Raw genomic sequence first — 23,161 nt, 5'->3', positions numbered from 1 at the left:
AAAGGAATCGCAGACGATCTGCTCAGGTTTGTAAATTCAACATACGGGGGTCACAGCATTGACTTGGCCAGAAGACAAAGAAGATACACCTAATGAAGACCGCAGAGCTGCCCAGTATGTTCGCATGTCTACAGAGCATCAGCGCTATTCGACTGAAAATCAGGCGGACGCGATCCAGCGATACGCTGATGAGCGCGGCTACCAGATCATTCGAACCTATTCCGACGCCGGAAAGAGCGGTCTACGTATTCAAGGCCGGGCTGGTCTAACCCAATTGATTGAAGACATCGAAGCCGGACAAACTGCGTTTAAAACAGTTTTGGTCTACGACGTCAGCCGTTGGGGACGTTTCCAGGACGCTGACGAAAGCGCCTACTACGAGTATGCCTGCAAGCGCGCCGGAATTTCGGTCGAATACTGCGCCGAGCAATTCGAAAACGATGGCAGTACAATGTCCACCGTCGTCAAGGGTCTAAAGCGGGCAATGGCAGGAGAATACAGTCGAGAGCTGTCGCAAAAGGTCTTCGCTGGTCAGTCCCGCCTGATCGAACTGGGCTACCGCCAAGGTGGTGCGCCGGGTTTTGGTCTGAGACGGATGCTGATTGACGAAGCCGGAAATGTGAAAGGCATTCTGTTACGGGGCGAACATAAGAGCATTCAAACGGATCGTGTGACGCTCGTTCCCGGACCGGATGAAGAGATCGTCATCGTGAACCAGATCTTTCGTAGTTTTGTTGAGAGCGATCAATCCGAGGTTGAAATCGCTGCCGACTTGAATGCTCGCGGATTCAAAACCGATCTCGGTCGCAGTTGGTCGCCAGCCGTAGTCCGTCAAATCCTGACCAACGAAAAGTACATCGGCAACAATATCTGGAACCGCAATTCGTTTAAACTAAAGAAACGCCATGTCCGCAATGACCCGAACAATTGGGTGCGTGCGGCGGGCGCTTTTGAAGCGATTGTCAGCACCGATCTCTTCGAGGCGGCGCGTGCTATTATCAGCTCACGGTCTCAACGGTTGTCTGATGAAGAAATGCTCGAAGGCCTCAAAGAGATACTGGAACAACATGGTTTTCTCTCCGGCTTTGTCATCAACGAAGCGGCGACCTTGCCGTCAAGCGGTGCATATCAAAATCGGTTTGGCAGTCTGCTGCGGGCCTACAGCCTTGTCAGTTTCAAGCCGGACCGCGACTACCGATACATTGAGATCAATAAGCGTCTGCGCGGTATGCACTCAAATGTTATCCGCGACATGGTCTCGGGCGTCGAAGCCGTTGGCGGGCACGTTAAGTGTGACCCTCAATCAGGCATCCTTACCATCAACGATGAGTTCACTGTTTCCATCGTCATCGCGCGCTGCATGCAGACCGGCGCTGGTGCGTTTCGATGGAACATTCGCCTCGATACTGGGCGTTTTCCCGACATGACCATCGTCGTCCGGATGGGACAGATGAATGAGTTACCGCTGGACTACTATTTGCTGCCGGCCTTCGACATGACCAAATCCAAGCTGCGCCTGTCTGAACACAATGGCCTGTCCCTTGATGCGTACCGTTTTGAGGACCTCGCCCATTTTTTTAATATGACGGCGCGTGCGCCGCTTCTCGAGGTGGCATGATGACCACCGTATCTCGCGAACATACTGTGCTGGTTTCCGTCGACGCGATCACGGTGGTCAATCCACGGATTCGCAATCAAAAGGTTTTCGATGAAATCACCGCCAACATTGCCGAGCTTGGGCTGAAACGGCCCATCACCATCGCGGCAAGGGAACCAGAAGGAGGTGACGAACCAACCTATGAATTGGTGTGCGGTCAGGGGCGTTTGGAGGCCTTCAAAGCCCTTGGTCAGTCGGAAATTCCGGCGATTGTCATCGACGCCAGCAGTGAAGACTGCCTTGTGATGAGCCTCGTCGAAAATCTGGCTCGCCGTCAGCATCGCTCGCTGGATTTGCTGCGGGACATCTCAAGACTCAAGAACAATGGCTATTCGGAGCGAGAGATTGCAGCCAAAACGCAACTGTCCGCCAAATATGTGCATGGCGTCATCAGGCTGCTGGAAAGTCACGAGCATCGCCTGTTGCGCGCAGTAGAAAGCGGGAAGATTCCGGTGAGCGTCGCCGTTGATATCGCTGACGCAGATGATGTTGGTGTGCAGGCAGTTCTCAGGCAAGCCTATGAGAAAAAGCTCCTGCGTGGCGGGAGACTCTTAAGAGCGAAGCGGCTTGTCGAAGCCCGTCAAAAGCATGGTAAGGGGCAAGCTTCGGCGGATCGGGGCTCACGAAAGACTCTATCGGTCGAAAGCCTGCTCAGGACCTATGAAAACGACGTCGAGAAGAAAAAGGTTCTTTTGCGCAAGGCACATGCGACACGCAGTGAAATGCTCTTTCTCACGCAATCGCTCAAGACGCTGATGGCAGACGAAAATTTTGTCACGCTATTACGCGCAGAAGGATTGGCAACTCTGCCAAAGACGATTGCTGATCGATTGACACCCTTGGAGGATGCACAAACATGACAACGACCGACGAAGAAAAAACCGTTGCTGCAGCCTTTGAAAAAGAATTGCTGACGATACCGTTTGACAAAATCGCGCCCCTCTATCTTGTGACGCCACAAAAGAGGGCCAGCATCAAGTTCAAGCAGATCGCTGCATCAATCCACGAAATCGGCTTGGTCGAGCCAATAGTGGTTGCGCGTGATCCGCACAACCCAGACCAATTCACTTTGCTTGATGGCCATCTCCGACATGAGGTTTTGAAGGATCAAGGCAACACCGATGCACGTTGTCTGGTCTCAACCGACGATGAGGCCTTCACTTACAACAAGCGGATCAACCGCCTTGCAACCATTCAGGAACACAAAATGATCCTGCGTGCGTTGTCATTGGGTGTTCCCGAGGCCCGTCTGGCGAGCGCTCTGAACATCAACATCCGGACGTTGAAACAGAAACGTCAGCTTCTCGATGGCATATGTGATGAGGCCGCCGAACTGCTCAAAGACAAGCAGGTTGCCCTGACCGGGTTTCAGATCCTTAAGAAGATGAAACCCCTACGTCAGATTGAAGCGGCACAGTTGATGGTCGCAATGAACAAATACACGATCAATTACGCACGGTCTCTTCTTGCTGCGACACCGGAAAGCCTGCTGGTATCAGCGGCAACGCCGAAGCAGATCAGAGGAATTTCCCGCGAACAACTCGACTTGATGGAACGTGAATCCGCCAATTTGGAACGCGAAGTGCGTCTCGTTGAAGACAGCTATGGGGTGGACCATCTCGATTTGGTTCTGGCTCGTGGATATATCACAAAACTGATGGGCAGCGACCGGGTCACGCGGTATCTGTCGGTGCACCACGACGCGTTCTTGTCTGCGTTTGAAAGGATCTCCGAGATAGAAGCGTTTGCGTCCTGATTACGCCGCACTCGCAAAATTTGTTTGGGGAACCGGACCCATGAAGCGCGGGGACCGCAGGGTAGGGCGGATCAAGGGTGGTGGTGGGCATGGCCCCATCGTGCCGGACCATATCTCTGGCATTTCTGTGTCAAACTGCCTGCGCGTGAACTCGCATTTTGGGAGCATGTGTAGACAGCCATGATTGAAACCGCGCGTCATAACGAAGCGTGAGCATCTGCTAATGCAGGTTATGAAACCTATCTTCCTTGGGGTGCGTTCTTTGGTGTATTTACGCCAAACGCCACACCCGATGACGTAGTTGCCAAATTGGCAGACGCCTATGTGCAAGGTTCCCAGAATGCTGACTTCGTCGAGCTGATGGACAACCGTGGCTTTACGCTGATGGGTATTTCTGGCGACGAGGCAGAGGAATTCCTGAATAAATGGCAGCAGGGTACTGCTTGGCTGTTGGATGATGCTGGTCTGACCAAAGCATCACCAGAAGAGTTCGGTATCGCACGTCCAAGCGAATAAACTGGGCAGCGGCTAAATTCGTCGCACGAACAAAAAGCGGCGCCGCCTTTTCGTAAGGAGCAGGCCGTTGGCCTGGGGAGGACATCATGACAACACCAGAACCCGAACACCACGACGGGACATCCGACGCCACGCCAGGCGGATATGAAAGTAATCGCCGTGCGGGTGAATTGGGCTTTGCCGTTATCATGCTGATTGCCAGCGTTGGGCTGCTATGGAACGCCTACGGTATTTCCGGGTTCGAGGCATTATCCGCGCCGGGCGCAATACCGATGGCCACCACTTTGGTCATGTCTATCAGCGCTTTGATTGTTGTTGTCCGCACCGCGTCGCTGCCGCGCGTTACGACTGAAACATTGGCAAAGGACATTTTGCCGATTGTCGTGATCTTGTTTGTTTGTCTTCTGATTGGTTATGCTGTCTTGCTGCGCCCGCTGGGTTTTTTGCCTACCTCGGCCCTGTTCTTGATTATCGGGATTAAGCTGCTGTCAAAACGCAGTTGGCGCTTCACGCTGACAGTATCGCTGGGCAGTTTGCTGGCGATTTGGCTGATTTTCCGGATTGTGTTTACCGTTTTGATGCCTGCGGGCATCGTCCCCGAGGCCGAGTTTATCCAATTCTTCCGTGATCTTTCCGGAGGAGCCAACTGATGGACACGTTGATTGCTTTTCTGACTGTCTTTTCACAGCCGCAGCTTTTGATGCTGGTGGGGCTTGGTACGTTTGCTGGCGTATATGTCGGTGCTATTCCGGGCCTATCGGTGACGATGGCGGTTTCGATCCTGATTTCGTTCACCTTTTCATGGAATGTCTACCCGGCGATTTCGTTAATGATTGGTATCTATATGGGCGGCGTTTATGGCGATTCGCGCACAGCGATCTTGCTGAACATTCCGGGTGCGCCGTCGGCCATTGCGACCGCATTGGGCGGGTATGCGGCCGATGCCCATGTTGGTCGCTCGTTGTTGTAAGTCCAGAGCCATTCAGTTGCTTGGTCCTGTGCCTCCTCGATGATTTCAAATATGTATTCCGAGCCGCCGTCCACTGGCTTGCCGGATCAGAGTGGGACGCGAACTTTGGTTCTACTTCCGATGCTGCGCCAAAAGCCGCGTCATCGAGGACATCTAAATATTCTTTCACAGCACGCGGCGAAATCGGCCATTCATGCCTGCCGCAGTACGAATGGGGGGGGCAGGATCAAGTTGCGGACAAAGCTGCCATCACCGAAATGCCCAACTTCAGAATTTTCTGGCTCGCTTAACGTCAACTCCCCATGTCGAGCATGACGGTGATCTTGCCGCCGATGCTCCGTTCAATATTGATCGCAGCGCCGTTAAACGTGCTGCCTTGCAGGTAAGGCTGGATAAACCAATCATGATCGAACTCGGCAAAACCGATGCTGAATGAGACATTGGTCGTCATCGGCAATTCGATCACCACGTCCGTCTTTGTGGAAATCACGATGGACCCCAAACCCGCTTCCAATGCATCGGGGTCCCCGACATCAACCTGTGTTACCTCAGAAAAAACCGGACTGCCCGCAACCTCAAGTTCCGTAGTTGCTAGGACGTCCTGGGCGAAAGCGTCGGCTTCGACATCGGAAATCGTGCCGTCAGCATCGGTGTCGATGCGCGCGAGAATCGTCGGGCCTGCGTTTATCGAAGGAACAATGACGATTTCAGCCGCAACGTGATCTGCGGCAAGCGTCAGCGCGACCTGTTGATCCACATCCCTATGCGGATGAGCAAAGAGCGGTGTGCCCGCAAGCGCAAGCACACCTCCCAGTATTGCACCCCGCCCGATCATCGGACGGCGATCCAGGCTGTGCCGTAATCATTCGACGGGTCGCGGTACATGTTGTGGGCGTGATCGGTCGGATCGCCGTCCTGATCCACCGGGGCATATTCTATCAGGACCGACGGCCCGGTGACGCGGAAATATCCAGCACCAAGTGTATCGGTCGGTCCCCACCAGCCAAAATACGTCTCTTCGATCTCGGACCGGATGGTTTCCATATGAGGCAACAAATCGTCTTCATTCATAAAGCCCAGTCGCGCGGCGACCACCGCACTCAACAGTGCCTGTTGATCTTGTGTCATCTCGCTACCCTTAAGTCCTTCTGGGGCGATCGTAGCACCAAATTCACCGGGGCCTGCGACAAGATTGATGGCGCTGCTGCTGCGAATTACCGTGTTACGCTGCGTATCATCGAGGCTTGCCATAAAGGCATCCGCCGCTCGCAGTTCGATTTCTGTGATAAAGATTGCGTCGCCCTCGTAGGTGATCTTGAGCGGTTCGCCCCCCGTGAGCATCGGTGAGAACGACACATCAGGCCCCACAAATGTCATGTTGTACGCGAGGTGGTGCCCGCCGAATTGCAGCATCCACGGCTGCTCGGTCGATGGTTCGCCCAGAAACGACATGAAGTAGTATTCATCACCAAACTGCGCCCCGCCGCCGGGCCCCTCATCGAACGTTTCTTCCGCGGCGAGTTGCCAACGGATGTTGTTCATCCCGTCCTCGCTCATCACTTCGGCCAGCAAGGCGTCCATTGCGGCGTTCTGTTGATCGGTCAAATCGCCGCGCATCACGCCACCGCGCTGCACGGGTCCGGTTGGAAAGTTGGACCAGTTGGACCGCTGGATGTTGTCGGTGAACTCATAGACTGCAAGGGCACGTTCATCGCCCGAAAGTGTGGCGAGAAAGGTGTTTGCAGCTGCGACGATGGCGTTTGCTTTGGCGTCAGCGGGTTCCACGTCAAAGCTGTCGCGGAGCGTGATTTCGACGGGAGGGGTTTGCAGCCCCCCTCCGCCATCTAGGCTTTGGCCGTAGGCAATGAAGGCAACCGCACCAATGGCTGCAATGGCGGATGCGCCCAGAAGATATCGTTTCATAAAGTGTCCTTTCGGTTTGTTTGCGCTTTTCAGCGCACTGTGAGTTCGATGAGGTAGGGATCGTAATCGGTCAGTCATTCCCCGGAAAACTGCTGACGTATGACGGTCGGCTCGCTCGCCATTTCCACGTGACCGGCCCAGCCAATATGGTCGATGGCACCAAAAAGGTTCAGACCGCGATTGAAGTGTTAGGTGGCCCTTTCGATATAGCCGATGATCTCGAACATGATGGGCTTGGTTAGCCCCCAGGATTGCTCTACATAGCGGATCGACATCTAGGGTTTGATTGGCTGATTCTGGTTGGCCGGGTTGGAGAAATAGATCGCCTCACCGTCAAGATTAGCGAGAAACTAGAGCGCGATACAGAGCGCTGTGAGCGTTAGAAGACCGATCACGCGGTGCTCTTTCCAGACAAAACCAGCGAAATCGCGCATAACTGCCCCCTCAAGATCCTGTTTTCTGTAGCGTCATGGCGGCGAAGCCTGTCCCGAATGGGACAGGCCATTGCTGGTGCATCAGGTCCGGTGGAACTCGTCGGCAGTGATCGTGCCGTCCCCATCCGCATCATTCAGCAGCGCGCCAGGCGACATACCTCGACTGTTACGACTGCGCTCTCCAACTCGGTGATCAGCCCGAATCAGCATTTCGAATTTCTCGGCCGTGACCGCGGCAGTTGCTTCGCTGGACGTAAACGGCCCGTTCTGGGCGGTTGCAATGGCTGTCCCGGAAAGGGTCAACATGATGGCTATGAAGCCGACGGGGAGAATGTTTGAACTCGCCATTGTAAGGTCCTTGTCGGTTTTTTCTATTTAAACTCAGGCAGGCTGTGCTTCAGCTTCTGTCGGTGCGTCCGCGTCGGTCTTTGCCGATTTTGCGGCGCGGTTTTGCTGCCAAACCATTGCGGTGATCGTACCGGTCATCAGGGCAGCGGCACCAATGGCGAGGCCAAGGATGGTCAGCCCGAAAAGGGCGACTACTGGGGCAAGGATCAAGGCGATCAAAGCGCCGCCAATCACTTGAAGGGTGTCGATAATCTTATGCATGTGATGTGCCTTTCGGTTTGTTTGATGAGACACATCTAGACAGGCCATTTTGCCGTCGCTTGGCGTGAGCCTTACAAATCTGTCAAGTTCGCGATTTCCTGTCGTTGGGCTCCTCCCAGACCATTCGCACAAACAGTCCGGTTCCGCCTTCGGGAGGGTCGGATAGGATGAATTCCGCGCCGTGCCGGGCCGCAATCGCCCTTGCCAGCGACAGACCTAGCCCTGCGCCTTCGGTGGTCCGGCTTCGTTCAAGTCGATAGAGAGGTTCAGTGACGCGGTCGACCTCCGCTTCAGGAATTCCGGGTCCGTCATCAAGAACGCCGAACAGGCCTGCTCTGGCCATGACAGTCAGCGTGCTGCCTTCGGGGGTATGTCGCAGCGCATTCTGGATCAGATTGGACAGGAATTGATTGAGCAGGATCCTGTCGCCATTCACGACCACCGGCGACAGATCGGTCTTGAGCGTGCGTCCAGTATCCTCGGCAACGGCGGCGTAGGTTTCTGCGGTATCCTGCGCGAGCTTTGCCAAATCGACGGGCGTAAACCTCTTTTCCAGAGCGCCACTTTCCAGCTTCGAAAGCCGTAGGAAAGCATCAAAGATCGCGATCGCCTTGTCGGCCTGTTCCATTGCCGCACCGATCTCATCCTCGCGGTCGCCTTCTGTCAGAAGCGCGGTTTCTAGCCGAAGGCGCAGGCGCGTCAGCGGCGTCTTCAAGTCATGGGCAATATTCGCGGAAAACCCGCGCGCCTGTTCCAGCGCCAAACCTATGCGTGCGATGGTTTCATCGACCTGAATCCCGAGTTGGTCCAGATCGTCGCGGTTGTGTCTTGGCGCGACCCTTGCCTGCAAATCTCCCTCGGCGGCGCGACCAAGCGCATTGGTCACGTCCGATAGACGTCGTTGGGTGCGCCAGCCCAGAAAAAGACCGATCGAGAGTGAAAGCGATAGCGTGATCCAGCCCATTCCGATGAATGTATCGGTCAGAACCTCGTCGAAAACCGATAATTCGCCGACATTTTGACCGACAATCAGCCAGCCGCCGTCAACGGGTCCACCGTAGAAAATCCAGGGCTCGAGCGGACGCCCCCGAAGCCTCCCCTCGGGCGGGACCAGATCGTCATCAAAAAATATGCCATGTTCACCAAATCCGTCCGCGCCACGTTTGCTCGGGGGTAGGAAAATCACCCGTTCGAGAGAAGAGGCATCGTTGGCATCGGACGGGAGATTTCCAGCAGATATCGCAGCGCTCACATCAGCAAACCGCGATTCAAGGCGATCATCAACCCTTCGATCCATAGCGTCCCGAACTTCAAAGACCGAGAATGCCGCGGCGCCGGCAACCACGATCAAAAAGGCCATGGTCAAAAGCAGCGCTTGCCTCAGGGCGGAAAGACGCCATAGATGGCGAAACTTTTTAATGCCCTTCGATAACATAGCCAGCGCCCCTGATGGTGCGGATGACCGTGTCTCCGAACGGCTTCTCCAATTTTGCCCTAAGGCGGCTCATATGGGTCTCGACGACGCTCGTGGTCGGGTCAAAGTTCATGTCCCAGACCTTTTCCAATAGCATGTTGCGCGTCTGGATCCGCCCCTTCGCCCGCATCAGTGCCTCGAGCAGGCGAAATTCCTTACCGTTGAGGTCAATGGCCCGACCCTGTCGTGTGCAGGTCTGCCTAAGTAAATCCAGCGTAACGTCGCCAATAGTCAGTTTCGTGACTTCGGCACTTTGTGACGGCGATGCGCGACGGCCCAGGACGGACACGCGCGCCTCCAATTCGGTCAATGCGAAGGGTTTCGACAGATAATCATCGGCTCCGGCTTGCAGCCCCTCAACGCGGTCATCGATTTCGGACAGAGCGGTCAAAAACAAAACCGGCGTCTGTACCTTGGCTGCCCGGATGGATTTCAACACCGATAACCCGTCCAGACTGGGCACCATCCGGTCGAGAACGAGCACGTCAAACTCTCGTGTCGTTGCCGCGACAAGTGCGTCCTTGCCGTCCGTCACCCAATCCACCGTGTGACCCGCACGCGAAAGGCCGTCGCGGACCCACGCGCCGATCTCTGCATCATCTTCTAATACCATGACCTTCATGAGAGCATCCTACTGGAAAAGCGCCGGAAATAACCAGTGGTCCTGACGGCGTTTCTTATTCGGGCGACGACCTTTCGAGCCCCGCACTGTGTTATTACCCTGGCATATGCGGGGCCATACTTCCGAAAGATGTCAGCGAGCTCCAGCCGTGGGCGCGGCAACCGCCCGAGCCGCTATTCCAATCCTCGCCTGACGGTGTGATCCTGCAGCTTCTCCAGCATCTCGTACGGGCTGACGGTGCCACGAATGGTTTTGGTTGCGACATGGGTGTACCGTGCGGTTGTGCTGAGCTTGGAATGCCCCAGCAGCACTTGGATCACGCGGACATCTGTTCCGGCTTCGAGCAAGTGTGTCGCGAAGCTGTGGCGTAAGGTGTGCAACGTGGCGGGCTTGTTGATCCCAGCCATATGCTTGGCGGACGTGAATGCGCGGTTCAGTTGGCGTGGCGACAAGGCCATGATCTTTGGCTTGCCGGGAAACAGCCAGCCCTCCGGGCGCGCTTCACGCCAATAGTCCCGCAACAGATCAAGCAGGGCCGGTGACAACATTGCTTTGCGATCTTTGTCGTTCTTGCCCTCATCCACATGGATCAGCATGCGATCACTGTCTATGTCCGCGACCTTGAGATTGCAGACTTCTGACGCGCGCAAACCAGCACCATATGCTCGGCGGCGCCTGCAGCCCTGTGCTGAGCGATGAGAACGAAGAGATCGCGGATTGGCCGGAACATCTGACCTCCATGCACCTTGCACCTCGTCCAAAGTTTCGAGCCAAGAACCTTCATGACTTATCTGTGCCAATCTCTGGAGTTTCCTGTTTTGAGGAGTGTTTCGGTCTGTCGCGGTCAAATGATCTCGTCTTCGTCGAAAAGCGGATCGTCGGACAACTGGTCGTTCAAGTCTTCGACAGCACCTTCTGCTATGGCCATGGATTTAACCCGGGCGAGGTGAAACACTGCGTCACCTTCGTTGACGATGGGCAAGACCGCGCGGCCAACCACAATTCCGTTGAATGGCGCAATGACCTCTTCTTCTAGCTCGCCGAACGGATCGGCGACAACAGCCATGACATCGCCTTTCGCAACGACATCCCCGTCGGCGCGGAATGTCCGCAACAAGCCGCCAGCAGGGGCGCGTAGCCATTTGCTAGATGTACAATATTGCGATGGGGCTTTGGGCTTGGCTATTCCCTTGGCTGGAAGCTGTCCAACGTGATGCAGAACGCGCAGAATCCCCGCGACACCGGCACGCACGGACATCTCGTCGAAACGTAAACCTTCGCCCGCCTCAAAAAGCAGTACATCCTTACCAATATCCTTTGCTGCACCGCGCAGCGATCCTTTGCGCAATGGGGACTGCAGAATGACCGGTGCACCAAAAACTTCGGCCAGTCTAGCAGTGTAGGCATTGTCTGGCGAGATGCGCACCTGAGGCAGATTGGTCCGGTGGATCGCGGCGGAATGCAGGTCAATGCCAAGATCACATCGTGCAACGATCTCGTTGAGGAAGAGATGCGCCAGCCGCGACGCAAGCGAGCCGCCCGATGTGCCCGGGAACATGCGGTTCAGGTCACGCCGGTCGGGTAGATACCGCGAGTGGCTGAGGAAACCGAAAGCATTTACAATCGGGATTACGATAAGAGTGCCGCGCAGCGATTTGAGGTTTGTTGCCCGAAGCAGACGCCGCACGATTTCGACGCCGATGACTTCGTCGCCATGGATGCCCGCGCTGACAAAAACGGTCGGGCCATCGGCCTTTCCGTGGACAACGTGTACTGACATCGACACCGGCGTGTGGTCCGACAGCACGCTGACCGGCAGGTCAACAGTCTGCCGGGTGCCTGCGGAAATAGTCTGGCCCCCAATCTCAAATGCTGCGCGACGTGCCATCAGCCTTTGCCCTTGGTTTTGGTGGTGCCTTTGACGGCGTTCTTCTCGATGTGTTCGATAATCTTGCCGGCCACATCCAACCCAGTCGCTTTTTCCACACCTTCAAGCCCAGGCGAAGAGTTTACTTCCATAACCACTGGGCCATGGTTAGCGCGCAGCATATCTACACCACAGACGTTCAAGCCCATCGTTTTGGCCGCGCGGACAGCAGTGGAACGCTCTTCGGGCGACAACTTAATCACCTGTGCCGATCCGCCGCGATGCAAGTTGGAGCGAAAATCGCCCTCTGCACCTGTTCGCTTCATAGCCGCGATCACCTTGCCGCCAACGACGATGGCGCGGATGTCTGTCCCACCGGCTTCCTTGATGAACTCCTGCAACAGGATGTTCGTGCCGGATGCCCTGAAGGCTTCAACGACCGAGGTCGCAGAACGATCTGTATCGGCCAGAACAACGCCCAAACCCTGGGTGCCTTCCAGCAGTTTAATCACAATTGGAGCACCGCCGGCCAGCTTAAGAACCTCGTCGGTCTGTTTTGGGTCATGCGCAAATGTCGTCACTGGCAGGCCGATACCATCGCGAGCCAAAAGCTGCATGGAGCGCAGTTTGTCACGGCTCCGCCCAATGGCGACACTTTCGTTCAAAGGATAGACGCCCATCATTTCAAACTGGCGCAAAACAGCGAGGCCGTAAAATGTCACCGAAGCGCCGATCCGCGGGATCACAGCGTCGTAACCGGTCAGTTTATCACCGTTATAGTAAATCTCGGGTCGACGAGATGCGATATTCATGTAGCACCGGAGCGTGTTGATAATATCGATCTCGTGACCGCGCTCTTCTGCGGCTTCTTTCAGACGCTGGTGCGAATAGAGTTTAGCATTACGTGCCATCAGTGCGATTTTCATGAGAAAATCCTTTCTGCCTCAAGGGCTTTGCCGACCCAACTTTCGGATCAGGTTTGCGCGGCGCGTGTGCACTGCGATGTTGTGGTTTTTCAGAGCTGTCCGGCCGACGATCATTGGAAACGTCATCTTGGTCCGGTCGGTGAGCGAAACTGCTATGGGCCAAGACCGGTCTGTCAACTTCAACAAGGTTTGTATGACAATTCGCTCTTCTGAAATTCCACTCGTATTCTTTATTTCGCGTCGATCGTGGATTTTGGCCTCGACCCAAAGCAGAGGTGCCCTTTCATCCAGTTGAACCTGAAATCGAACCCAGTCTTCACCATCTTGATCAAAAGGCTCGATGCCAATAGCATGAAGCGCAGACGTCCGCGCACCCGTGTCGATCTTGGCCTTGATCTGATTCAGTCCCAGTTCAGGCAGGTCAAGATGCTCCATCCAACCTATGACCAGCAATTCACGTTTCGACTTTTCCATCTTCATATTCAGATTAGCCATGGCATCATCACCGTCGCGAGGCTGAGGACAAAGAAAAACCCAGCCATATCTGTCACTGTTGTCAGAAGGGGGCCACTTGCCACCGCAGGGTCCTGGCCAATGCGTTTGAGCAACAGTGGCACAACACCACCGATCGACACAGCCAGCATGGTGTTCAGCGCAAGCGCCGCGCCAATCACAAGACCCAGAGCCGGACTGCCTTTCCAGAGCCAAGCGACAATACCGATCAGGATGCCCAAAGCGATACCATTGATCACGCCGACGCTGATTTCCTTGAGCCAGACCTTCAAAGCATCCTTCGGCCGGACAGACAAACGTCGCACATCAGCGGCATCCTCGGCATCCATCTGCTCGAGGATTGCCTCAGCTTCTTCGGACCCCATGTCGCCGATCAGGTCAGCCTGAACATCTGAGTCCAGTTCGTCCATGATCTCAACGGCACGATCCGTCTCAAGGTCTTCCATGAGGTCGGCACCGATTTCGTGGGGTGCTTCCTCGATCAGATCAGCTGCGATTTCGGGTGAGATCAGAGTTAAAACAGCCCGACGATCAACCGATGACAACTCCAGCAACTCACGGAGCGCCTCCGACAAAGGAAGCTGTTTGAACAAGGCATCCAAACGTTCAGCATCTTCAACGGCAATTGCCGCGCGCAATTCCTGAGACAAATCAATGCCTGACTCTATCAATGTACTGTGCTGATTCATAATGCTCTCTCCATGCAAGGTGTTTACATAGGCAAATTTTTATTGTCTATAGATAAAAATTTATGTTAAAAGAGGCTCGTATGACCAAATGTGACGTTGCTGCCAGACATCTGGCAAACCTGTACAGCAAGAGTTTTGGTGGCAAAGAAAGTGGCCGCTTCCGCATGTCCGCAAAGCAGGTGCGGGAGCTTTTAGGAAAGAGGCGCTTGTATGCCGATGATATCGAACAGCTCGCCCGAGCCGTCCTTGAACAAGGCTACGTTCTGATCGATATGGACAGCTTCTTCGTTCTGCTCAGCGGGAATGCGTTTGTGAACTACAGACGGGTCAGTGGCGAAGCCTTGGCGACAGAAATGGCTGGGGAAACCTAGCGTACCATTCCAAATCACCAAAATACGCGCCTGAAGCGAATATTCGAACTCGTGCACGGAAATCTCTGTTTGTCCCGCGGCCGATAGATTAGACTACCGATCTATGCTGTGGCCAGTTTGAATGGCTGGTTTTTCTGCTGCGCGGCGGCACACTCAATTCGCTCGTGCCGCATTTTTCGCGCTTCGAGCGCACGCAGCGAGAAATTCAAATTCACATAGTGGGCTCTTTCGAGGCATTCGCCGCGCGCGGCATGAAGGTCCGCAATTGAATTTGGGTCAGAAATGCTTGACGTTTGGGTCAGAATTGAATGACGTGGTTTTCTTGTTTCCTGAAGTTATTATTGCCGAGAGGGTCAAAGGTTCGTAACATTCCACACCTTTTATAAAACGCCAAGCAGTTTTGACCCAAACGCCAAGACTTTGACCCAAATCATTTTATCTTGCCACCAGACCATCGGTTGCTTCCCTTCATTGGTGCAGGTTTCTGTAAGAACCGCTGTAAGCGGGTCGTCCTGAAACCTTACCACGTGGCGAACGCGGGTGGGCGAAGATGCGCTTATGCGTGTTGTTTGCATTGCGACGCACACCCCTGAGTAGCATAAAGCAAAGATTGAATTATGTAATCTCATTAGGTGATGGATCGTGAGCGCAGGTGACATTGAAGGCTACTCGCAACAGGGTGCTGCCCAGCGAGACACAGATGCAAGATCCTTGACGATTGAAACTATTGAGGACGTAGAGCCACTGGACGAGCAGTTTGGCGTAGAGGTCCCCAGAACTGTGCCGGACGCACTTTATGACACATTGTTTGGACAGCCAAAACTCGGTGAGGTGAAGCTCGGCGATCGTATCGCTGACGCACGCGTATTTACCTACGCGATCCTCGACGCGGCTAAGGTCGTGAGCCTACCGGAAATGCTCGAAGCATCCGGGTTGGAGCACCGATGCCTGTTTAAAGGTGCCGCATATGATGAGTTGAAGGATGTGGCTCCGTGGATTGTCCGGTTGGAAGAAGGTAACACCTTTACTCGCAACTTGTTCACGCGCTCAGACGCACCTTGGCATTTATGGGACAAGGAGGCGGGGCTATATATCAGGTCGCGGGATAAGCTAGTGGATGTACGCGCGCATTGGCGCAAGTTCACCAAGGTGCAGGATGAGGCAGGCGCGTGGTTCTATTTGCGTCTGTATGATCCCCGTATCACGCAAGCATTTCTGCATAACGCACCTGACTTTGCCGACCGTATCCTGTCGCGCGCTTTTCCATGGGATGATTTAACTATCATTACGTGCTTCGAGGGGCGGGCAAAAAGCTTTGGGGCCGCGCGCAAAACCTCAAAAAACATACCTGTAATCCGTCTGGGTTCTGATGAAAAGGCTGTCTTGCGACACTTACTGTAACCGCCTTAGGGTTGTTTGGCGCTCGTTGTCGACGACAGCAATGCAGCCCAACTAAACAGCCACAATGCCAGCGCCTGATCTACCCAAGATATTGAGGGGGCTGCCTCCTTTGCTGATCTTGTCGCGCCTCAAGTGACTCCACAATGACGTTCTCTACGTCATGCAATCGTAGCCCTTGTTCACGGGCGCTTAGTCGATGGTTTCTGCGACCGCGAAGCGCAGGAAAGCATATTGCAGTGCAACCAATGTCAGAAGTCCGATAAACGTCAATGTTAGCCAGCTGGCCAATCCAGGCAAAACCAGTGTGGTTCCAACTGTTTTGAATGTGAACAGCCCCACAGCACCTGATGCCGCCACAGCAGCGAGAACGAAAATCGTTTTTGCGATAAACTCGACAATTGAGCGGCCAAGAAATTCAAAGTCCGCCCGTCCCATCCCCATCAGCTTTGTCGGGAACAGAAGATGTACCGTGTTCTCGACTGCATAGAGAAGAAACGTTAACGGAAGCGCAAACGCAGCTAATACCAGTGCAACTTGTGTTGTCACACCGGCCTCAACGACCAGTGTGCTGGCAATCATTGTCAAAGCGATAGCATAGGCCAGAAGCACCTGAACCACGAGTTGGCCTGCGCAAATGCGCCAAGGTGCGATGGGCAGTGTTTTGTAGATTTCCATCCGGCTCAGGTCACCGCGAAAGTCGCAGACCAGATTGCGGGGTAGGATGAACGCGAAGAAGACATAGACAACCATCAATGTCTCTGGATCCGTAAGTGGCGCGCCGACCGCCAAGGAAATCGGCGCAATACAGGCAGCGAGACCGGCAAATATGATGAAAATTTTGAACGAATTCCGTAGTGCGTTGAGGGTCTGCCGCCAGGCAATCGGCCCCAGGCCGCCTAGAATTGGTGCACGCTGGATCGAGCGCAACTCGGTCTGCTGTGTGGCAAAGAAAGATCCACCTTCTTTGATGCGTTCCCATCGGCCGCTCATGCGGGCGTTTTCCGCCAGTGCGCGGTCGGTCGTGCGTGCATCGAACACGATGACAGCACGCAACAGCGCCGCATTGATGACGACCGCGACAAGGGACCAGAGGGCCAGATGCGATACAGTTTCAGCCACATAGAGTTCTGCAAACACAATGTAGGGGAACAAGACTATCGACCCGATCCATGAGTGTCGAAACGCAGACAGAAGGTCGATAATGCCGTAGTCGGGCGTGGCCCACGCGTAAAGCACGGCTCCCGCTGCAATGGCGCCAAACAACGCAGTTGCGGGCCATCGTATCTTTGCGAGCCAATGACCCTCGACCGCGTGCCCAGCCATACCGATGACGGCGCTGTTCAACTGTACGAACACAAGTGTCAAAACCGTGGCGATAAAGACGAACAGGGGCGATCCTGCTTGCGGCGGCGCCATGAGCGTGACGAACAAGCTCGTCAATATGACACCCGCGAGATAGGCGCAGAATTTATAAAGGATTAGATCCCGTCGGCGGAATGGCCCAGTAAAGAGAAAATTGATCTCATTCGGCGAAAAATGAAACGTAGGGCCGGTCGTCATCAATACGGTGAGCAGCGACAACCCGAGCATGCTGAGCGGCATGAACGTGATGATCTGCGCGTTCAACGCTTGCCAGTCCAAAGCCTCAGTTATCAAAAGGCTCGTGCCTGAGGAACCGTTTGACACGATCATGAACCAAACGATTCCTCCGAAAGCGAGAGAGAACAGCAGGCCACGCAAGCTTGCCAACTGAAGCAAGCGTTCGCGCAGGCCGCCTCGCAGTCGCAAAATAAGAAGTTGGGAAAGTGCAGAATCCATAGCTTAGACCGCCGCCGTGTCAGAGGTCTCGTCTGAAGCTTGCGTAATTGAGAAATACACTTCTTCAAGGGCTGACGTGCTATCCGTCGTGCCGACCTCGCTTAGTAGGTCTTCCATCGTGCCAAACCGGCGGCACTCGCCAAGGTTCAGCACCATGATATGTGTACACAAATTCTCGAACAGGCTCAAAAGGTGCGAGCTGATGATGATGGATGCACCTGCCTGCGCACGCTCGCGGATTGCCTGTTGAATCCTCCGGATACCTTGGGGATCGAGCCCCGTCAGGGGTTCATCGAACAGGATCACTTTTGGGTTGTGCAGAAAGGCACAGGCGATCGCCACCTTCTGGCGCATACCACGCGACAAGTTGTGGACGACCGTATTGCGCTTGTGGGTAAGTTCGAATGACGCGAGGAGCGCTTCGGCATCCTTTTCAAAGTCTGCGAGTTTGTAAGCAGCCGCTGTAAAAGCGAGGTGCTCCCAAACCGTCATAGTGTCAAAAAGTCTTGGATCGTCAGGAATATAGCCCAGGTTGGCTTTGGCTGCGATGGGCGCTTGGACAACGTCATGGCCGGCAACCGACAAATTCCCCGAGCTGGGTGGAATAATCCCGCACAATGTACGCAGGGTCGTTGTCTTACCTGCACCATTCGGCCCGAGCAATCCAAGGATTTGGCCTGGTTCGACCGAAAAGCTAAGGTCTTTCACGGCCGTGAAGCCTTTGTATTGCTTGCTGAAGTTCGTGACTGTAATCATCTGCTCTTTGTCCAACACGTTCCGTTTTGCCGACATCTTGGCGGGCTGACGCGCTCTCCTACACCGCTCAACTCTTCGATGAATTGCACCGATTCATGTCAAATCTAAGTTCAAAACCGTCCCTCTAGACGATGACTGAGGCCGCATCAGAGCAAACAGGGGAAATATATGGTTGGCGGCATAGTAATTCGCCAATCTGCAGATTTAGCGGCTGCAGTGAATGTCCGGTTCAACGGGCGGCGGCGCAGCATGCTGTCCTATGAGTGAATGGCCGGTTTGGGCCGTCCTCGTAGAGGGCCGCGTCACCTTGATGGGAAAAATGCTGCGACCGATCTAATGGCAGCAGAGAGCCCATTCTGTCGAATGCTGCGGGTTAATCAAACGGCTGGACCTTCGCGGATTTTTGACGTTCAAGGCTCTGGGCCAGAAGAAGTCAAATTTATGACACAACAGCAAGTTACCGAGCGTTCAGGCAATTATTAGGATTCCCATGCGCTGGTTTATGAAACGCCTATATCGCGAGCGACGCCGGCTAACGATAGTAGCTGCGGCAACATTTCTTGGTGGCTATTTCGCCTTTTTCAACTCCACCAGCGTCTTTCTTGGAATACCTTTTCCGATCATTGCTGGCCTCGCTTTTATGGTGGGTCTGACAACGGCCTTAGTGATCCTTGTCGTTCTCTTTCCAAAGATCAGGCACTCGGCTGAGTCTGTTGCCCTGTCGATCCCAGTACTTAGCCTCATGGGGGCCTTTAGCAGCGATGTGGATGGCGGGCTTCCTACATCCACCAGCGTCTTTGGCATCTTGCTCTGTTATCTGATTTTTACTGTTTATGGCGGAGCATGGTTGGACCGCTATCTTCCCTGCCGCCCCAGACGCCTACGCAGTTGCGCGACATCCAAACTGCCGCCGGAAGAGCTTTGGCCTTACCTGACCGTTACACCAGACACCTTCCTCGACTATGGAAGTAAAGACACGCTTTCAATGGAATGGATCGATCCAGACGTTAGTTATCGCGAAATTGAACGGTCGGGCGAACTTGCCAAGATTGAGGAAATTAACACGATTGAAGTCAACGAACCGCACCACAGATACCGCTTTACGTTCGAGGTTCCCGACGCGACAGAGACCGCCCCAGTGTCTCAGGGAAGCTATGAATTCCGTATGACCCAAAACGGCCATGGAACCACGCTTGGAATAGTCCGAGAATTTGATCGGGTGTCGATCCGCGCGCAACTTCTTATCTGGATTGATGACGCAATGGGTCGGCTTGACGATCAAAAGATTCGAGACGCAGAGACAGCGCATCGCGACTGAGCCCGGGAAGCGGTCACTCATCCCGCCAGATTGAATGGCAGTAAAGTCCGCGAACTGTGAATTCGAACCCTCAGGCATTGTGCGCGCGCGGCGAATGTCGGCAATGCGGGCTGCAGGTGCAGCATCTCAACTTGCCTCTGGAGGTCGGCTTGGCTAAGCCAAACGCCCATTGTCGTCAGGGTGAAGGCGCGGCCTTCCCCCTCGGGCAACCCTATTAGACAGAACCGTGTCCTCGCTTCGCTGCGGGCCGCACCACTTCCGTCGAATAGCATTGCCTCGCCCCCATCCGCGTTCGCCACGTGGCAAGGTTTCAGGACGACCCGCTTACAGCGGTTCTTACAGAAACCTGCACCAATGAAGGGGGGGCAACCGATGGTCTGGAGGCAAGATAAAACACTTTGGGTCAAAGTCTTGACGGAAAGGTCAAAACTGCTTGGCGTTTTATATGGGGTGTGGAATGTCGCGCACCTTTGACTCTTTCGGCAAGCATAACTTCAGAAAACAAGAAAATCACGTCATTCAATTCTGACCCAAACGTCAAGCATTTCTGACCCAAATTCAATTGCGGACCTTCATGCCGCGCGCGGCGAATGTCTCGAAAGAGCCCAATGTGCCGGATGCTGCACTTACCAGGAATGACTGCTTCGACGCTCCGGGTGCAATTCGCTGTAAGGACAGACATCATCTTCGAACGGCACATGCCGACGGCGAAAGCTTGTATTCGGAACCGCTTCCGGGTTGCTGATCCTGTCCATGCGGAAATGGCGGAAGTCGTCGCGAGCAGGGTCCCAGCCGACGAGATACCATAGGGGTGGCAATATCAGCATGGCTTGTGGCTCCACCCGGCGCTCGGTCTTGCGCCCTTTTGCATCGCTATAGTCGAACCGGATCAAGTGTCGGCCCAGAAAAGCTGTCTCAAAGGCCCCAAGCAAGTCGGGGTCCATTTTCCCCATGTCCGACAAATCCTGCAAAGGTGACAGCTGGCCGATGTGCAGGCATTCCAAAAACGTGCGTAGGTCTTTCACCTTATCCGACGGCAAGGCCTTTTCGATCTTGGCCAACCCCGCGTCGGCAAGTTCCGAGAAGGGTAGATTCCCGGCCGCTCGCATCGCCGCGACGCTGATCAGCAGCGCGAACACTTCGGGCACGGACAACTTGGCCCGTGTCTGCATCGATTGTGGGTCAAGCTGGAGGCCACCGCCGCGGCCGACGTCGGAATGGATCACATAGCCTTCGTCCCGCAGTGCGCCGATATCGCGCAACACGGTCCGGCGGGAGGCACCAACCTCTTCGGCCAGTGCATCAACAGTGGATGTGCCGTTGCGGCGAAGGCTGCGCACGATGGCGTCATGTCTGAGTCTGGGGTTCATATCTCAACCCTATCACAAATGGTGACAGTATTTGGCACTATTTTGACCTACACCGATTCCAGCAACTGAAAACAAGGAGATTGCGACATGGAACGGACGGCAGTGAACCCCTGGGATTGGTCGATCAAGCTGGGCTACAATCAGGCCGAGGTGATAGAGGGCGCGACGCGGCAAGTGATCTGTGCAGGCCAGACCGCAGTGGATGACGAAGGCAATCCGCAGCATCCAGGCGATATGCGCGCGCAGATCAGCCTGGCGCTCGACAATCTCGAAGCCGTCCTGAAACGCGCAGGGATGGACCTGAGCAATGTGATCAAGCTCGGGGTTTACGTAACAGATGTAGACGAGGCCCTAAAGAACTTCGACCTGATGGGCATGCGGTTCGGGCCCCATCAGGTTGCCCCGCCCATGACACTGTTGGGTGTGACACGTCTCGCCATTCCCGGATTGCTGTTCGAGATTGAAGCGACTGCAGCGGCCTGACGCACGCCAAAGCGGCCATTGGAGGAACAAGTGCCAATGGCCGCCTTGTCCGCTTAGCGGACTTCGGCGTAGGCCACGCCTTCACCCTGACGACAACGGGCGTTTGGCTTAGTCATATCCCCTTTGCCTAAATGATCCTCACGCAACATCGGACGCTCATGGTTCGACGCGGCATAGGTCCTTCAGCTATTGTCCCAAAAATCAGGTGGCATGTCGTGTAACTGCTGTGCCGCGACGTCATCAATCCAGTCTTGTTGATCTTCTTTTGACCAATTTGCGAACCCATTTGTGTGGGTGGACATTTCACGTGCGCGCTGGATGGCTTGGTGGTACTTAAGTTGGTCGATTGGCGCGCTCGGGACAATAGCGTACACAAATCTACCGCCCATTGCAGACGCTAAGTTTTCCATTTGCTTGAGGGATATTGACCCTTCTTTTTCGCTCCGTTCTGCTTGGTAAACAGCGTTTCGGCTCACGCCTTTGCGCACAGCGACCTGCTCGGCGGACATACCTAACGCGAGCCGCATCGTCGCAATCCAGCCTTTTTCAGGTACCTGCAAATCAGCAACTAGTTCTGAACTGCGGTCCAGCATTCTCGCCCAACGCCTACGTTGCATAAAGTCCGGCATAGTATTCCTCTGGTCGGAGTGTCGACTGGTGCAACAAAATATATACATTTACTTATGAAATACTATCTAATTATTTTTATTTTTAAAAAATTGCATATATATCCCTAACATTTTTGTGATTATGTACTATATAAAAATTGAAGGAGAGACGATGTTTGAACAATTTGTGGCTGAAGGGTCATTCCCATTTTCTATTGCGCTTGCTGTAACTGCTGGGCTTTTCTTAATTGAAATCTTTAGCTTGTTTTTAGGTGCCACCGTTTTGGGATTAGGTGGTGAGGGGCCAGACATCGACGTTGATGCTGACTTTGATCTGACAGCAGACATTGATATCGAACCATTGGAAATTGATGTTGCGGGTGATGTGGCAGCAACACCTTCGGATATTCTGACATGGATCGGTGCCCGCGACGTGCCATTTCTTATCTGGCTCGTTTCGTTTTTGACAATGTTCGGGCTATTTGGTCTTGGAATACAGTCCCTTGCGACATCCCTGCTCGGAACGCCGCTATTCACTCTTCTTGCTGTTGTCATTGCGACAGTTCCAGCCTTGGCTGTCACCCGAGTCATTGCGAACTGGGTTGGACTGATCATGCCCAAAACAGAGACCAGCGCAATGCGCGTTCGCTTCTTGGGTGGGCATCGCGGGACGATAACTCAAGGCACCGCCACACGTGGCCACCCCGCCGAGGCTAAGATCAAAGATCGGCATGGCAACATGCACTACCTGCGGGTCGAACCATTGGATGATGACGGTGTCTTTCATGAAGGCAGTGACGTCACACTTATCCGCAAGCGCGGTGACAAGTTCTTTGTCATCTAAACCGCGTCCCCAAACATAAAACTGAATTAATTCCATTCGAAGGAGTACTAGATGGACCTCACAACCATTCTTACGACTGCGGGCATGATTGTCGGCCTGCTTATATTTAAAGTGCTTTTGAAATAGGAAAAATCAGCGTCGACACAAACGGCCCTTAGCAGACTTTCAATTTGCCAGTTAACGCTGCATTGCAGCGTAAAAACACCAGTTTAATTTTAGTTTTTTGGGGGCCAATG

Annotated in this window: 26 protein-coding genes and 1 pseudogene; 12 read left to right on the top strand and 15 right to left on the bottom strand. The window is 54.3% G+C overall.

Translation table 11 applies throughout. The annotated features are described in order from the left end of the window. The first annotated feature begins 58 nt into the window (after nucleotides 1–58). The 6 genes from CYQ09_RS11105 to CYQ09_RS11080 all read left to right on the top strand — a co-directional run bounded on the left by CYQ09_RS11105 (nucleotide 59) and on the right by CYQ09_RS11080 (nucleotide 4,899). Nucleotides 59–1,618, top strand: a complete 1,560-nt coding sequence (locus CYQ09_RS11105) for a recombinase family protein (RefSeq protein WP_275425364.1) — start codon at nucleotides 59–61, stop codon at nucleotides 1,616–1,618. Further along, entirely contained in the window at nucleotides 1,618–2,517 is a 900-nt protein-coding gene (locus CYQ09_RS11100; protein ID WP_239495910.1) for a plasmid partitioning protein RepB C-terminal domain-containing protein, read from the top strand. The genes CYQ09_RS11105 and CYQ09_RS11100 overlap by 1 nt, the downstream gene beginning before the upstream one ends. Then, the gene (locus CYQ09_RS11095; RefSeq protein ID WP_106745420.1) at nucleotides 2,514–3,413 is read left to right on the top strand and encodes a plasmid partitioning protein RepB C-terminal domain-containing protein; all 900 of its coding nucleotides are present in this window, start codon (nucleotides 2,514–2,516) and stop codon (nucleotides 3,411–3,413) included. The genes CYQ09_RS11100 and CYQ09_RS11095 overlap by 4 nt, the downstream gene beginning before the upstream one ends. A 309-nt stretch (nucleotides 3,414–3,722) precedes the next feature. After that, on the top strand, nucleotides 3,723–3,929 hold the full coding sequence (locus tag CYQ09_RS11090; RefSeq protein ID WP_239495909.1) for a hypothetical protein: 207 nt from the start codon (nucleotides 3,723–3,725) through the stop codon (nucleotides 3,927–3,929). An 86-nt stretch (nucleotides 3,930–4,015) separates the two neighbouring features. Next, entirely contained in the window at nucleotides 4,016–4,579 is a 564-nt protein-coding gene (locus CYQ09_RS11085; RefSeq protein ID WP_106745419.1) for a tripartite tricarboxylate transporter TctB family protein, read from the top strand. Further along, nucleotides 4,579–4,899 carry a tripartite tricarboxylate transporter permease gene (locus tag CYQ09_RS11080; protein ID WP_343229856.1) on the top strand — a complete coding sequence of 107 codons (321 nt, stop codon included), beginning with the start codon at nucleotides 4,579–4,581 and terminating at the stop codon, nucleotides 4,897–4,899. The genes CYQ09_RS11085 and CYQ09_RS11080 overlap by 1 nt, the downstream gene beginning before the upstream one ends. Before the next feature lie 292 nt (nucleotides 4,900–5,191). On the opposite strand, the gene CYQ09_RS11070 is transcribed toward CYQ09_RS11080, so the two are convergent. Beyond that, entirely contained in the window at nucleotides 5,192–5,704 is a 513-nt protein-coding gene (locus CYQ09_RS11070; RefSeq protein ID WP_162617651.1) for a hypothetical protein, read from the bottom strand. A 26-nt stretch (nucleotides 5,705–5,730) separates the two neighbouring features. Next, nucleotides 5,731–6,822, bottom strand: coding sequence for a DUF3500 domain-containing protein (locus CYQ09_RS11065; RefSeq protein ID WP_162617650.1), 1,092 nt, complete (start codon nucleotides 6,820–6,822; stop codon nucleotides 5,731–5,733). A 20-nt stretch (nucleotides 6,823–6,842) separates the two neighbouring features. Between CYQ09_RS11065 and CYQ09_RS18330 the strand changes: the two genes are divergently transcribed. Then, the gene (locus CYQ09_RS18330) at nucleotides 6,843–7,064 is read left to right on the top strand and encodes a hypothetical protein (protein ID WP_162617649.1); all 222 of its coding nucleotides are present in this window, start codon (nucleotides 6,843–6,845) and stop codon (nucleotides 7,062–7,064) included. Nucleotides 7,065–7,337: 273 nt separating this feature from the next. On the opposite strand, the gene CYQ09_RS11060 is transcribed toward CYQ09_RS18330, so the two are convergent. The 9 genes and pseudogenes from CYQ09_RS11060 to CYQ09_RS11020 form a co-directional block, all read right to left on the bottom strand. Next, on the bottom strand, nucleotides 7,338–7,604 hold the full coding sequence (locus CYQ09_RS11060; protein ID WP_106745415.1) for a hypothetical protein: 267 nt from the start codon (nucleotides 7,602–7,604) through the stop codon (nucleotides 7,338–7,340). Nucleotides 7,605–7,637: 33 nt separating this feature from the next. After that, nucleotides 7,638–7,865: a hypothetical protein gene (locus tag CYQ09_RS11055; RefSeq protein ID WP_162617648.1), complete on the bottom strand. Its 228-nt coding sequence runs from the start codon at nucleotides 7,863–7,865 to the stop codon at nucleotides 7,638–7,640. An 82-nt stretch (nucleotides 7,866–7,947) separates the two neighbouring features. Next, nucleotides 7,948–9,225, bottom strand: coding sequence for a sensor histidine kinase (locus CYQ09_RS11050; protein WP_162617647.1), 1,278 nt, complete (start codon nucleotides 9,223–9,225; stop codon nucleotides 7,948–7,950). 55 nt (nucleotides 9,226–9,280) lie between these two features. Beyond that, nucleotides 9,281–9,961, bottom strand: a complete 681-nt coding sequence (locus CYQ09_RS11045) for a response regulator transcription factor (protein ID WP_106745412.1) — start codon at nucleotides 9,959–9,961, stop codon at nucleotides 9,281–9,283. Nucleotides 9,962–10,134: 173 nt separating this feature from the next. Continuing rightward, a pseudogene (locus CYQ09_RS11040) lies at nucleotides 10,135–10,626 on the bottom strand (tyrosine-type recombinase/integrase); the annotation flags it as partial. Nucleotides 10,627–10,805: 179 nt separating this feature from the next. Continuing rightward, complete coding sequence (locus tag CYQ09_RS11035; protein ID WP_106745411.1) at nucleotides 10,806–11,849, bottom strand: succinylglutamate desuccinylase/aspartoacylase family protein; 1,044 nt, start codon at nucleotides 11,847–11,849, stop codon at nucleotides 10,806–10,808. Beyond that, nucleotides 11,849–12,754, bottom strand: a complete 906-nt coding sequence (gene rimK / locus CYQ09_RS11030; RefSeq protein WP_106745410.1) for a 30S ribosomal protein S6--L-glutamate ligase — start codon at nucleotides 12,752–12,754, stop codon at nucleotides 11,849–11,851. Before rimK ends, CYQ09_RS11035 begins: the two co-directional genes overlap by 1 nt. Nucleotides 12,755–12,772: 18 nt before the next feature. Next, nucleotides 12,773–13,249: an ATP-dependent zinc protease family protein gene (locus CYQ09_RS11025; RefSeq protein WP_106745409.1), complete on the bottom strand. Its 477-nt coding sequence runs from the start codon at nucleotides 13,247–13,249 to the stop codon at nucleotides 12,773–12,775. Beyond that, a complete protein-coding gene (locus tag CYQ09_RS11020; protein ID WP_106745408.1) occupies nucleotides 13,237–13,956 on the bottom strand; it encodes a magnesium transporter in 720 nt (239 codons plus the stop codon). Before CYQ09_RS11020 ends, CYQ09_RS11025 begins: the two co-directional genes overlap by 13 nt. Nucleotides 13,957–14,036: 80 nt before the next feature. On the opposite strand from CYQ09_RS11020, the gene CYQ09_RS11015 reads away from it, so the two are divergent. Then, nucleotides 14,037–14,327 (top strand): hypothetical protein, encoded by a 291-nt coding sequence (locus CYQ09_RS11015; protein ID WP_106745506.1) that lies wholly within the window; start codon nucleotides 14,037–14,039, stop codon nucleotides 14,325–14,327. Between the two features lie 711 nt (nucleotides 14,328–15,038). Next, a complete protein-coding gene (locus tag CYQ09_RS11005; RefSeq protein WP_162617646.1) occupies nucleotides 15,039–15,728 on the top strand; it encodes a DUF4123 domain-containing protein in 690 nt (229 codons plus the stop codon). 189 nt (nucleotides 15,729–15,917) lie between these two features. Here the strand turns inward: CYQ09_RS11005 and CYQ09_RS11000 are convergent, their stop codons facing one another. Both CYQ09_RS11000 and CYQ09_RS10995 read right to left on the bottom strand, forming a co-directional pair. Next, the gene (locus CYQ09_RS11000) at nucleotides 15,918–17,546 is read right to left on the bottom strand and encodes a putative ABC exporter domain-containing protein (RefSeq protein WP_106745405.1); all 1,629 of its coding nucleotides are present in this window, start codon (nucleotides 17,544–17,546) and stop codon (nucleotides 15,918–15,920) included. A 3-nt stretch (nucleotides 17,547–17,549) separates the two neighbouring features. Next, complete coding sequence (locus CYQ09_RS10995) at nucleotides 17,550–18,338, bottom strand: ABC transporter ATP-binding protein (protein WP_204353930.1); 789 nt, start codon at nucleotides 18,336–18,338, stop codon at nucleotides 17,550–17,552. A 466-nt stretch (nucleotides 18,339–18,804) separates the two neighbouring features. On the opposite strand from CYQ09_RS10995, the gene CYQ09_RS10985 reads away from it, so the two are divergent. Beyond that, the gene (locus CYQ09_RS10985; RefSeq protein WP_162617645.1) at nucleotides 18,805–19,620 is read left to right on the top strand and encodes a hypothetical protein; all 816 of its coding nucleotides are present in this window, start codon (nucleotides 18,805–18,807) and stop codon (nucleotides 19,618–19,620) included. A 626-nt stretch (nucleotides 19,621–20,246) separates the two neighbouring features. Here the strand turns inward: CYQ09_RS10985 and CYQ09_RS10975 are convergent. Beyond that, nucleotides 20,247–20,990 carry a helix-turn-helix transcriptional regulator gene (locus CYQ09_RS10975; protein WP_106745401.1) on the bottom strand — a complete coding sequence of 248 codons (744 nt, stop codon included), beginning with the start codon at nucleotides 20,988–20,990 and terminating at the stop codon, nucleotides 20,247–20,249. 87 nt (nucleotides 20,991–21,077) lie between these two features. Between CYQ09_RS10975 and CYQ09_RS10970 the strand changes: the two genes are divergently transcribed. Continuing rightward, a complete protein-coding gene (locus tag CYQ09_RS10970; protein ID WP_106745400.1) occupies nucleotides 21,078–21,473 on the top strand; it encodes a RidA family protein in 396 nt (131 codons plus the stop codon). Nucleotides 21,474–21,655: 182 nt separating this feature from the next. On the opposite strand, the gene CYQ09_RS10965 is transcribed toward CYQ09_RS10970, so the two are convergent. Beyond that, a complete protein-coding gene (locus CYQ09_RS10965) occupies nucleotides 21,656–22,066 on the bottom strand; it encodes a helix-turn-helix domain-containing protein (RefSeq protein ID WP_162617644.1) in 411 nt (136 codons plus the stop codon). A 187-nt stretch (nucleotides 22,067–22,253) separates the two neighbouring features. On the opposite strand from CYQ09_RS10965, the gene CYQ09_RS10960 reads away from it, so the two are divergent. Next, on the top strand, nucleotides 22,254–22,925 hold the full coding sequence (locus CYQ09_RS10960; RefSeq protein WP_162617643.1) for a YqiJ family protein: 672 nt from the start codon (nucleotides 22,254–22,256) through the stop codon (nucleotides 22,923–22,925). The last annotated feature ends 236 nt before the right edge of the window (nucleotides 22,926–23,161 follow it).

Source organism: Yoonia maritima, assembly GCF_002933395.1.
GTDB classification, from domain to species: Bacteria; Pseudomonadota; Alphaproteobacteria; order Rhodobacterales; family Rhodobacteraceae; genus Yoonia; species Yoonia maritima_A.
This window is presented reverse-complemented; position numbering and strand designations above follow the sequence as displayed.

What these genes read in the sequence shown, in the direction of transcription:
- CYQ09_RS11050 (WP_162617647.1), bottom strand. Translation starts at nt 9,225, where the DNA reads ATGGCCTTTTTGATCGTGGTTGCCGGCGCCGCGGCATTCTCGGTCTTT.
- CYQ09_RS11035 (WP_106745411.1), bottom strand. Translation starts at nt 11,849, where the DNA reads ATGGCACGTCGCGCAGCATTTGAGATTGGGGGCCAGACTATTTCCGCA.
- CYQ09_RS11000 (WP_106745405.1), bottom strand. Translation starts at nt 17,546, where the DNA reads ATGGATTCTGCACTTTCCCAACTTCTTATTTTGCGACTGCGAGGCGGC.
- rimK (WP_106745410.1), bottom strand. Translation starts at nt 12,754, where the DNA reads ATGAAAATCGCACTGATGGCACGTAATGCTAAACTCTATTCGCACCAG.
- CYQ09_RS10975 (WP_106745401.1), bottom strand. Translation starts at nt 20,990, where the DNA reads ATGAACCCCAGACTCAGACATGACGCCATCGTGCGCAGCCTTCGCCGC.
- CYQ09_RS10985 (WP_162617645.1), top strand. Translation starts at nt 18,805, where the DNA reads ATGAAACGCCTATATCGCGAGCGACGCCGGCTAACGATAGTAGCTGCG.
- CYQ09_RS11025 (WP_106745409.1), bottom strand. Translation starts at nt 13,249, where the DNA reads ATGGCTAATCTGAATATGAAGATGGAAAAGTCGAAACGTGAATTGCTG.
- CYQ09_RS11055 (WP_162617648.1), bottom strand. Translation starts at nt 7,865, where the DNA reads ATGCATAAGATTATCGACACCCTTCAAGTGATTGGCGGCGCTTTGATC.
- CYQ09_RS11060 (WP_106745415.1), bottom strand. Translation starts at nt 7,604, where the DNA reads ATGGCGAGTTCAAACATTCTCCCCGTCGGCTTCATAGCCATCATGTTG.
- CYQ09_RS11020 (WP_106745408.1), bottom strand. Translation starts at nt 13,956, where the DNA reads ATGAATCAGCACAGTACATTGATAGAGTCAGGCATTGATTTGTCTCAG.
- CYQ09_RS10970 (WP_106745400.1), top strand. Translation starts at nt 21,078, where the DNA reads ATGGAACGGACGGCAGTGAACCCCTGGGATTGGTCGATCAAGCTGGGC.
- CYQ09_RS11045 (WP_106745412.1), bottom strand. Translation starts at nt 9,961, where the DNA reads ATGAAGGTCATGGTATTAGAAGATGATGCAGAGATCGGCGCGTGGGTC.
- CYQ09_RS11100 (WP_239495910.1), top strand. Translation starts at nt 1,618, where the DNA reads ATGACCACCGTATCTCGCGAACATACTGTGCTGGTTTCCGTCGACGCG.
- CYQ09_RS11085 (WP_106745419.1), top strand. Translation starts at nt 4,016, where the DNA reads ATGACAACACCAGAACCCGAACACCACGACGGGACATCCGACGCCACG.
- CYQ09_RS11095 (WP_106745420.1), top strand. Translation starts at nt 2,514, where the DNA reads ATGACAACGACCGACGAAGAAAAAACCGTTGCTGCAGCCTTTGAAAAA.
- CYQ09_RS10960 (WP_162617643.1), top strand. Translation starts at nt 22,254, where the DNA reads ATGTTTGAACAATTTGTGGCTGAAGGGTCATTCCCATTTTCTATTGCG.
- CYQ09_RS11015 (WP_106745506.1), top strand. Translation starts at nt 14,037, where the DNA reads ATGACCAAATGTGACGTTGCTGCCAGACATCTGGCAAACCTGTACAGC.
- CYQ09_RS10965 (WP_162617644.1), bottom strand. Translation starts at nt 22,066, where the DNA reads ATGCTGGACCGCAGTTCAGAACTAGTTGCTGATTTGCAGGTACCTGAA.
- CYQ09_RS11080 (WP_343229856.1), top strand. Translation starts at nt 4,579, where the DNA reads ATGGACACGTTGATTGCTTTTCTGACTGTCTTTTCACAGCCGCAGCTT.
- CYQ09_RS11065 (WP_162617650.1), bottom strand. Translation starts at nt 6,822, where the DNA reads ATGAAACGATATCTTCTGGGCGCATCCGCCATTGCAGCCATTGGTGCG.
- CYQ09_RS10995 (WP_204353930.1), bottom strand. Translation starts at nt 18,338, where the DNA reads ATGTCGGCAAAACGGAACGTGTTGGACAAAGAGCAGATGATTACAGTC.